Source organism: Leclercia sp. M50, assembly GCF_037150775.1.
In the GTDB taxonomy this organism is placed as follows: Bacteria; Pseudomonadota; Gammaproteobacteria; order Enterobacterales; family Enterobacteriaceae; genus Enterobacter.
Genome location: NZ_JBBCPK010000130.1, coordinates 1 through 8,956, shown reverse-complemented (window position 1 = coordinate 8,956; position 8,956 = coordinate 1). Strand labels below are relative to the sequence as shown.

Sequence of the window (8,956 nt, the reverse complement as noted above, 5' to 3'; positions counted from 1 at the left end):
CCTTTCGCATGTTTGGCACCGCGATGGGTAGCCAGACGTGGATGGGTATCGCTGCTGAGAAAAATAAACGGGTAGGATTTGTCATCGCGCAGCAGCACGTTATAACGCGGCTGGTAGAGCTTGATGTAGTTATGCTCCAGCAACAGCGCTTCGGTCTCTGTGTGGGTCACAGTGACGTCGATCTGCTGGATCTGAGCGACCAGCGCTTCAGTTTTGCGGGAGGCAAGATTGCTGCGGAAATAGCTGGAAAGACGCTTCTTAAGATCTTTCGCTTTACCGACGTAGATAACCGTCCCGCCTGCGTCATACATCCGGTAGACGCCTGGCTGGCTGGTGACGGTTTTCAGGAAAGCACTGGAATCAAACACTTCACTCACTGACTAATTAGGGTCTCGGCATTGCACAGACCATGACGGATGGCCAGGTGAGTGAGTTCGACATCGCCATGAATGTTCAGCTTACTGAACATACGGTAGCGGTAGCTGTTCACCGTTTTTGGGCTGAGATTAAGCTGCTCAGAGATCTCATTCACCTTCTGGCCTTTGGTAATCATCAGCATAATCTGCAATTCGCGCTCAGACAAACTGGCAAACGGTGATTCGGTCTTTTCTGGTTCAATCTGGCTGAGCGCCATTTGCTGCGCGATATCAGAAGCGATATAGCGCTGCCCGGAATAGACAGAACGGATAGCATTAACCACTTCCTGAGGGGCAGCGCCCTTGCTCAGGTAGCCCGCGGCGCCCGCCTGCATCACTTTTGCAGGAAGAGGATTTTCAGTGTGAACCGTCAGCATGATCACTTTGGTATCAACCCAGGCGCGCGCGATTTTACGCGTTGCTTCAAGGCCGCCAATACCGGGCATGTTCATGTCCATCAGGACAACATCAGCACTATTCGTCCGGCACCATTTGACGGCATCTTCACCGCAGCAGGCCTCGCCAGCAACTTTTATACCTTTAATATCTTCAAGAATGCGTCGTATCCCTGCGCGCACCAGTTCGTGGTCATCAACAAGAAGGACGTTGATCAAAGGAAATTCTCCAGAATAGGGATAACGCTACAGACAGTTAATTCGGCTCATATTAACGTTTTTTATCGCAAACTGAAAACGTTAAAAAATGCAGGCCTTCGTTATAACTCTCTTTTTTGGAAATTAACTTGTACATCAACTGGAAACGGAAGCCTTGCGCCATGCGGCTTAGGCATCATTTTTTAGGCTAATGTTTTCAAAAATTTACAGATTTTAGAGGCTATTTTTTTATTGTTAAAATACCACACGTAATTTTGTAACAATAATTAACCTGTTAACTACCTTAGTTAAACAATTACCCTGCGCTTAACGCCTTAAAAGTGTAGGGCGAACGGTCATTCAATTAAATAACCAAACCGGCTAAAAGTACAAAAAACAAGCACTGCGTTTTTTTTTAAGGCTTGTGGTATACTCCGCCGCCTTGAACTTTGAACTATGCGCTCAAGCGCCGTTTTTATCATGAGGAAAATAAATGAGCACACCTGATTTTGCCACTGCTGAGAATAATCAAGAACTGGCACAGGAAGTCTCCTGTCTGAAATCTCTGTTGACCCTGATGCTGCAGGCAATGGGCCAGGCGGATGCCGGTCGTGTGATCATTAAGATGGAACGCCAGATTGCGCAGATGGAAGACCAGGCTCAGGCTGAGGTATTTTCCAGCACCGTTAAGCAAATCAAGCAAGCTTACCGTCAATAAAACAAAAACGGCTGAAAGCAGTGCATTCAGCCGTTTACTCGTCTGCCACGCAGAACTGAAGTGTAGTCAGATAATGCCCGTCGCTGCCGCATAGCAGGCTATTTGCGTTTTATTCGGCGCATTGAATTTCTTCTGCATATTCTTCTGGTGGAAGTTCACCGTGTTTTCAGAGATAGAGAGAATAATCGCTATTTCTGCTGAGGTTTTGCCTTCCGCTGTCCATTTCAGGATCTCCTTTTCGCGCTTGCTGAATTTCATCTCGGGTGGCATCACCATTTCATGCTCCAGGCGTAGCAGCGTGGTCAAGGCCATGTGCACCAGCATTTGCAGACGCAACTCAACCACTTCATTCGCCATCATATTAACCGACAGGCTGGTGCTGGAGACCGACAGGAACCCCATCGCATGATTAGGCAGCATCAGACACTGGGTGATCCCTTTGCGCAGGCCGTGGTCGCGCGCGCCGTCCCATAAGGATTGCGCTTCGGCGAATAAGGCGTCGTTCCAGGGTAAATGCCCGTGGACGAAATTCTCGGGTTTCAGCACAGGATCGATGGTGAAATAATTTTCCGCCAGATAGTGCGCCATCCACTGTTGCGGATAGGTTGAATGCACCGAGACTTTCGGTCGGGTAAACGGTACCGGATGACGGACGCAGAGAGCGAAATACTCATAACCCAGGCTCTGAGTTTGACGCTGAAGTTCGGGATATACCTCGCTGGCGGATGTCATCTCCTGAAAACGGAGATAGCACTCCCGTCGCCATGTAAAAAAGTCTAAATCCTTCATACCAAGTGAATGAAGCCCCTGTAAAGATAATCATTATTATGATTTCTTAAATTAACACATAAATCTTATTTATATGTATAAAATATCGACCCTGAGGTAATTATCTACAGATTTTATGCACTTAGGGGGTTTGTGGCGGGATAAAATCGCGGGACCATTCATTTCAGGGATGAATATTTTGCTCCGGAGATTAATTCCGGAGCAATTAAAAGCAAATATGCTATTGCATCAGGAATTTCTCAAGGAACTGCCGGGTACGGGGCTGCTGAGGATCGGCAAATAGCGCTTTCGCTGGCCCCTGCTCCACAATACGTCCCTGATCCATAAAAATCGCCCTGTCTGCCACATCGCGCGCAAAGCTCATCTCATGGGTGACAATGACCATAGTACGTTTCTCCTGTGCCAGCTGGCGAATGGCATTCAGCACCTCCCCCACCAGCTCCGGATCCAGGGCTGAGGTCGGTTCATCAAACAGGATCACATCAGGACGCATTGCCAGCGCGCGGGCAATCGCCACACGCTGCTGCTGTCCACCGGAGAGACGGCGCGGGTAACTGCCCTCTTTCCCGGAAAGCCCCACTTTTGCCAGTAACTCCCGGGCACGGGCTGTGGCCTCCTCTTTGGGTTCGCCTTTGACAATTACCGGCCCTTCAATAATGTTTTCCAGCACCGTGCGATGGGGAAACAGATTGAAGCTCTGGAAGACAAAGCCGACGTGCTGACGCAGACGACGAATCAGCCCCTTTTGCTGACCCAGCGACTTACCGGTATCAATGGTGATATCACCCACGCGAATGGTACCGGCTTCTGGATGCTCCAGCAGGTTGATACTGCGCAGCAGCGTGGTTTTACCGGACCCGCTGGGCCCGATAATCGCCACCACTTCGCCCTCCTGCACTTCCAGGTCGATACCGTGCAGCACCGTCTGGCCGTGAAATTTCTTCACCAGGTTTTTAACGTCGATAGCACTCATTTCGGATCACGCTCCTGGCGGTTAAGCTGGTTTTCAAAATAGTTTTGCAGCGCGGACAGCACGGTTGCCATGATCCAGTAGATCAGCGAGGCAGCCAGATACATGGTAAAGACCTCCAGCGTGCGCGAGGTGATCAGCTGCGCCTGGCGGAACAGCTCCGGCACCTGAATGGTGGCCGCCAGCGAGGTGTCTTTTACCAGACTGATAAAGCTGTTGCTGAGCGGTGGCAGGGCCACGCGCGCGGCCTGCGGCAGGATGGCCCGGCGCAGGGTCTGCCACGGCGTCATCCCGATACTGGCTGCAGCTTCCCACTGGCCTTTGTCGATGGAGGAGATGGCTGCACGCAGGGTTTCCGCCGCATAGGCAGCAGTATTAAGCGACAGGCCGATCATTGCCGCCGGGATGGGATCCAGCTCAATACCAAACTGCGGCAGGCCGTAGTAAATCATGAACAGCTGGGCAATTAGCGGCGTGCCGCGGAAGATGGAAATATAAAAACGCGCCAGCCAGCGCACGGGCAGCAGAGGCGACATGCGCATCAACGCCAGCACAAAGCCCAGCACCAGACCGAAAAACATCCCGCCAATACTCAGCTGCAGCGTAAATACGGCGCCTTTCAGCAGGAAGGGCAACGAATCAATCACCAGTTGGATACTTTCTTGCATTATGATTTTTCTGCCTGTGATTTAGACATGAGGATGGTAGGCAAAGAGAGCGGGCGCCCCGCCAGTATGAATAAACAGAATCGGGCCTTCATCTTTAAAGCGTTTCCGTTCGATTCCGTCAATAAGCCCGGCCATAGCTTTGCCGGTATAGACCGGATCCAGCAAAATCCCTTCAAGACGCGCCAGCAGTTTCACCGCCTCGGTCCCCTCATCATTAGGCGTGCCGTAGCCCGGCGCGAAATAGTCATCCCACAGCACGATATCCGCCTTTGCGCTCACCTCCAGCTGCTGTGCCACCGCCTGTTGCAACGACACTACCTTCGGTTTTTGATCGGCTACGCTGCGCGATACGGTGACGCCAATCAGTTCAACCTCCGGCATCAGCTGCTCAAGCCCGACCGCCAGCCCGGCATGGGTGCCTGCACTGCCGGAGGCCACCACCACCGAGGAGAGACCGACCGTGCCCTCACACTGCTGGGCAATCTCCAGGGCGCTTTCGACGTAGCCCAGCGCACCCAGCGCATTCGAACCGCCAACCGGGATCACATACGGGCGAAAACCCTGGGCTTCAACGCGGGTCGCCAGCGCATTCAGCTGCGCCACGGGATCGGTCAGCGCATCGCACATCTCTATCTGTACATTGAACAGATCCAGCAGTAGACGGTTGCCGTTGCTGAGATAATTTTCCGCCTTTGTGCCAATCGGGTTTTCCAGCAGGGCGATACAGTGCAGCCCCAGCTTTGCCGCGACGGCAGCGGTCTGGCGAACATGGTTCGACTGGATAGCGCCTGCGGTGATCAGCGTGTCGGCCCCTTCACGCAGCGCATCCGCCGCGAGGAACTCCAGCTTGCGCAGTTTGTTGCCCCCCATTGCTATGGGCGTCACATCATCACGTTTGATAAGGATGTCGCGCCCCAGGTAATCCGATAAGCGCGGCAAATACTCCAGCGGCGTCGGCGCGCCGATAAATTCCAGGCGCGGAAAACGCGTCAGGTTCTGTAATGACATGAAAACCTCCATAACCCTGTCTAAGTCTGATTTTTTTATTATGCACGTTGATGGCGAGGAAATAAAAAAGGCGCTTATCAAAGCGCCTTTTTTTTCAGTCAACTGCTTACTTTGTGACGTCTGCCCCGAACCATTTTTCGGAGAGCGCCTTCAGGCTGCCGTCTTTCTGCATCTCGGCAATGGCACCGTCAACGGCTTTGACCAGATCCTCGTTGCCTTTGCGGATCGCAACGCCGGCTTCCTGACGGGAGAAGGCATCACCGGCAACGGCCAGGGTGTTGTTGGTCTTCTTCACCAGATCCAGCGCCGCCAGGCGATCAACCAGAATGGCATCAATACGGCCTACGCGCAGATCCTGGTATTTGGTCGGGTCGTCGTCATAGGTGCGAATATCAACGCCCTGCACGTTCTGGCGCAGCCACTCTTCGTAGTTGGTCCCCAGACCGACGCCCACTTTTTTATCTTTCAGGTCGGCAGCAGATTTAATGGAGCCTTCGTTACCTTTTTTCACCAACGCCTGGATACCGGAGACGGTATATGGGGTGGAGAAGTCATACTTTTTCTTACGTTCGTCAGAGATGGTGACCTGGTTAATCACCACATCAATACGTTTTGAGTCCAGCGAGGCCAGCATGCCGTCCCATTTGGTCGGCTTCAGCGACGCTTTAACACCGAGGTGTTTTGCCAGCTCTTCAGCAAACTCCACCTCAAAACCGGTCAGTTTACCGTCGTCACCCTGGAAGCTGAACGGAGGGTAGGTTCCTTCCAGCCCAACCAGCAGCGTGCCGCGCTCTTTAACTTTGTTTAAAAGGCCCTCTGCAGCGAAGGTCTTGACGCTCATACCCGCAACCAGCGCAACGGCCATTACACCCATCAGCGCCTGACGACCCAGAAGTGCAAATTTCATACATACCCCGATATGATTGGAATTTTGGTTGTAGTGTAGGGCGTTCGGCCGCAAGGTCAAACCCGACTGCGCTACATGTTATTCATTTTTAATATATAACAGAAGTTGTTTCGCGGTGGACTTTCTGCTTCACCGCCATCGGCATTTGCGACCTGTATTGCGCATATTTGCGCAGCGCGATCCGGTAGTTGTTGGTGCTGGTCGCAGGCAGCCACGGTTCAAGATTTTCATCCAGATAACCGTTGGTCAGAAGCTCACGGGAAATATTCAGCGAGGTCAGATGCTGGCCAAGACGACGCAGACGCACAACATACTCGCGCACCGTTCCGTGACTCATCTCTGTTTGTTCAAACAGGAACTGTTTGAAACCAATAATATCGAAAAAGTCGCTCTGCTCTTTGCAGTGCAGATCGCCACAAAAACGACATAACGCCACCCACTCCTGCTGCTCTTGCTGCCAGCCGGCTTCATCCAGCAGGGTATCGAGACGGGAGATCGCGATTTTATTGACGATCTCTCCACGACGGACCAGCGTGATGCGGTCAAGCAATTTATGGCAATGGGCGCAATGCGTCTGGCTATGTTTAAAGTCTTTCAGGTAGCGGCTTAATGGCCGTCTTTTAGATTGCTGCACCGTCATGATAACTCCTGGTTGTCAATACGTTGTGCGGCACTTAACGGGTGACAAGGATCACCTATAACTTACCCAGCTTGGTACGTAAGCGTTTAATGGCCTGGCTGTGCAGCTGGCTAACCCGCGACTCCCCCACTTCCAGCACGGCACCAATCTCCTTGAGATTGAGCTCTTCCTGGTAATAAAGGGTCAGCACCAGTTGTTCGCGTTCCGGTAAAGCTTCAATAGCTTCCATTACGCGCTGGCGTACGTTGCCTTCCATTAACTGGTGCAACGGGTTTTCCTGCTGATGATCGTCCGTCACCAGTTCAATGCTATCGCCATGCTCTTCGCGCCACTCATCATAAGAGAAGAGCTGGCTGTTGTTGGTATCGAGCAACATCTGACGGTAGTCGGCAGTAGTGATCCCCAGACGATCCGCAACTTCGGTTTCCGTCGCGTTACGTCCAAGCTCCTGTTCCAGCTGCCCCATCGCTTGCGCTACTTCGCGTGCATTGCGGCGAACGCTGCGTGGCACCCAATCCCGGCTGCGCAGTTCATCCAGCATCGCACCACGAATACGCTGTACTGCGTAAGTCGTAAATGCCGTTCCTTGCAGAGCGTCGTATCGGTCAACTGCATTCAGTAACCCGATCCCGCCCGCTTGTAGCAGATCGTCCAGTTCCACACTCGCCGGCAGACGTACCTGAAGCCGCAATGCTTCATGACGCACCAGCGGAACATAACGCTGCCACAGCGAGTGTTTATCCATTACACCTTCAGCGGTATAGAGTGAATTCACGATAAACAGCCCTGCGTTAGTTGAGTTATCGGCATGATTATCCGATTCTGGAGGGGTTTTAATCGGGTGAAAAGGGGGAGAAATGGGGGGTTATTTGGAATTTACGAGTGAAGGTCATAATAAACAAACCCCGCTTTAGCGGGGTTTGTATTTAAAACTTAACGCAGCAGGGACAACATGGTCTGTGGAACCTGGTTGGCCTGCGCCAGTACAGAAGAGCCAGCCTGCTGCAGGATCTGCGCGCGGGACATGTTGGACACTTCGGTCGCGTAATCGGAATCCTGAATACGGCTGCGGGCTGCAGACAGGTTATTCACGGTGTTGTTCAGGTTAGTGATGGTGGATTCAAAACGGTTTTGAGAAGCACCTAAAGAGCTACGCTGGGTGTCCACTGCTTTGATAGCTGCATCAATATCGGTCAGCGGCGTTGTACCTGCAGCAACACCTGTTGCACCACCGGTAACTTTACCTTTAAGAACGTCAAAACCAACTGCCGCTACGGTACGCATTTGGCCATTAACAGCTTCTTTTTTAGTTTCAGCCGCTGCAAGAGTAGCTGCGCTTTCAGTAAACACATATTTGTTTTCTGTTGCAGTATCTACGCCCGCTGCGCCAGCAGTTGCCAGGTTCCAGCCAGAGCTTCCATTGATACCGATGCTGATTTTCTCGCCATCTTTTGAACCAACCTGGAAATCATAATTTTTAGCCGTCGCTGTACGGTTATCCAGAATTTTGATGCCGTTGAAGTCAGTTTCTTTAGTAACGCGGTTTACTTCCTGCATACGCTGGTTGACTTCAGACTGGATGGAGTCGATGTCAGACGCGGAGTTGGAGCTGTTCTGCGCCTGGACGGTCAGGTCACGGATACGCTGCAGGTTGTTGTTGATTTCGCTCAGCGCGCCTTCAGCAGTCTGCGCCAGGGAGATACCATCGTTGGCGTTACGTGCTGCCACGTTCAGGCCATTGATGTTAGAGGTGAAGCGGTTAGCAATCGCCTGGCCAGCTGCGTCGTCTTTCGCGCTGTTGATACGCAGGCCGGAGGACAGACGCTCAATCGCTGTACCCAGAGTTGACTGAGATTTGTTCAGGTTGCTCTGAGTCATCAGCGACAGAGTGTTAGTGTTAATCACTGCCATAGTTTATATCCTTCAATATTATTCATGAGTTACGGCATGCGGCCTGCGGCTTCATTGCCATCATGAAAGTTATCGACAGGTCAGGTCTAAACTTTAGTTTTTAATATCCTCTTTTCTCGGTTAACTAAAAATGCAAAAAAGCGCCGGCATGCGGCGCTTTCAGAGAGTGCGTTAAAAGATTAACGCAGCAGGGACAGCATGGTCTGTGGAACCTGGTTGGCCTGGGCCAGTACAGAAGAGCCAGCCTGCTGCAGGATCTGCGCGCGGGACATGTTGGACACTTCGGTCGCGTAATCGGAATCCTGAATACGGCTGCGGGCTGCAGACAGGTTATTC

The 8,956-nt window shown here is 52.0% G+C and carries 12 protein-coding genes; 1 reads left to right on the top strand and 11 read right to left on the bottom strand.

Going from position 1 to position 8,956, the window contains the following annotated elements:
• Positions 1-377: GIY-YIG nuclease family protein (locus WFM46_RS21225; RefSeq protein WP_336998459.1), on the bottom strand; the 377-nt coding region annotated here is incomplete at its 3' end.
• Positions 374-1,030 (bottom strand): UvrY/SirA/GacA family response regulator transcription factor, encoded by a 657-nt coding sequence (gene uvrY, locus WFM46_RS21220; protein WP_103180122.1) that lies wholly within the window; start codon positions 1,028-1,030, stop codon positions 374-376. The genes WFM46_RS21225 and uvrY, both read right to left, overlap by 4 nt.
• 472 nt (positions 1,031-1,502) lie before the next feature.
• Here uvrY and WFM46_RS21215 point away from each other — a divergent pair, with 472 nt between their 5' ends.
• Positions 1,503-1,727: a DUF2594 family protein gene (locus tag WFM46_RS21215; RefSeq protein ID WP_103180123.1), complete on the top strand. Its 225-nt coding sequence runs from the start codon at positions 1,503-1,505 to the stop codon at positions 1,725-1,727.
• Positions 1,728-1,793: 66 nt separating this feature from the next.
• Here WFM46_RS21215 and sdiA read toward each other — a convergent pair whose 3' ends face one another.
• From sdiA to WFM46_RS21170, 9 genes are all read right to left on the bottom strand, one after another.
• Positions 1,794-2,516, bottom strand: a complete 723-nt coding sequence (gene sdiA, locus WFM46_RS21210) for a transcriptional regulator SdiA (protein WP_103180124.1) — start codon at positions 2,514-2,516, stop codon at positions 1,794-1,796.
• Positions 2,517-2,736: 220 nt separating this feature from the next.
• Complete coding sequence (gene tcyN / locus WFM46_RS21205) at positions 2,737-3,489, bottom strand: L-cystine ABC transporter ATP-binding protein TcyN (protein WP_103180125.1); 753 nt, start codon at positions 3,487-3,489, stop codon at positions 2,737-2,739.
• Positions 3,486-4,154 carry a cystine ABC transporter permease gene (gene tcyL, locus WFM46_RS21200; RefSeq protein ID WP_103180126.1) on the bottom strand — a complete coding sequence of 223 codons (669 nt, stop codon included), beginning with the start codon at positions 4,152-4,154 and terminating at the stop codon, positions 3,486-3,488. Before tcyL ends, tcyN begins: the two co-directional genes overlap by 4 nt.
• Positions 4,155-4,175: 21 nt before the next feature.
• Entirely contained in the window at positions 4,176-5,162 is a 987-nt protein-coding gene (gene dcyD / locus WFM46_RS21195; protein WP_103180127.1) for a D-cysteine desulfhydrase, read from the bottom strand.
• 106 nt (positions 5,163-5,268) lie between these two features.
• Complete coding sequence (gene tcyJ / locus WFM46_RS21190) at positions 5,269-6,069, bottom strand: cystine ABC transporter substrate-binding protein (RefSeq protein WP_114314567.1); 801 nt, start codon at positions 6,067-6,069, stop codon at positions 5,269-5,271.
• An 88-nt stretch (positions 6,070-6,157) separates the two neighbouring features.
• Positions 6,158-6,709: a flagella biosynthesis regulatory protein FliZ gene (fliZ, locus tag WFM46_RS21185; RefSeq protein ID WP_336998458.1), complete on the bottom strand. Its 552-nt coding sequence runs from the start codon at positions 6,707-6,709 to the stop codon at positions 6,158-6,160.
• Positions 6,710-6,764: 55 nt separating this feature from the next.
• Entirely contained in the window at positions 6,765-7,484 is a 720-nt protein-coding gene (gene fliA / locus WFM46_RS21180) for an RNA polymerase sigma factor FliA (protein ID WP_039030897.1), read from the bottom strand.
• A gap of 158 nt (positions 7,485-7,642) precedes the next feature.
• Positions 7,643-8,620: a flagellin N-terminal helical domain-containing protein gene (locus WFM46_RS21175; RefSeq protein ID WP_336998457.1), complete on the bottom strand. Its 978-nt coding sequence runs from the start codon at positions 8,618-8,620 to the stop codon at positions 7,643-7,645.
• Positions 8,621-8,799: 179 nt separating this feature from the next.
• On the bottom strand, positions 8,800-8,956 hold a 157-nt coding region (locus WFM46_RS21170; protein ID WP_032664882.1), incomplete at its 5' end, for a flagellin.

Excerpts from the sequence above, each read along its gene's own strand:
- sdiA (WP_103180124.1), bottom strand. The coding sequence starts at position 2,516 with ATGAAGGATTTAGACTTTTTTACATGGCGACGGGAGTGCTATCTCCGT.
- fliZ (WP_336998458.1), bottom strand. The coding sequence starts at position 6,709 with ATGACGGTGCAGCAATCTAAAAGACGGCCATTAAGCCGCTACCTGAAA.
- WFM46_RS21215 (WP_103180123.1), top strand. The coding sequence starts at position 1,503 with ATGAGCACACCTGATTTTGCCACTGCTGAGAATAATCAAGAACTGGCA.
- WFM46_RS21175 (WP_336998457.1), bottom strand. The coding sequence starts at position 8,620 with ATGGCAGTGATTAACACTAACACTCTGTCGCTGATGACTCAGAGCAAC.
- tcyN (WP_103180125.1), bottom strand. The coding sequence starts at position 3,489 with ATGAGTGCTATCGACGTTAAAAACCTGGTGAAGAAATTTCACGGCCAG.
- tcyL (WP_103180126.1), bottom strand. The coding sequence starts at position 4,154 with ATGCAAGAAAGTATCCAACTGGTGATTGATTCGTTGCCCTTCCTGCTG.
- dcyD (WP_103180127.1), bottom strand. The coding sequence starts at position 5,162 with ATGTCATTACAGAACCTGACGCGTTTTCCGCGCCTGGAATTTATCGGC.
- tcyJ (WP_114314567.1), bottom strand. The coding sequence starts at position 6,069 with ATGAAATTTGCACTTCTGGGTCGTCAGGCGCTGATGGGTGTAATGGCC.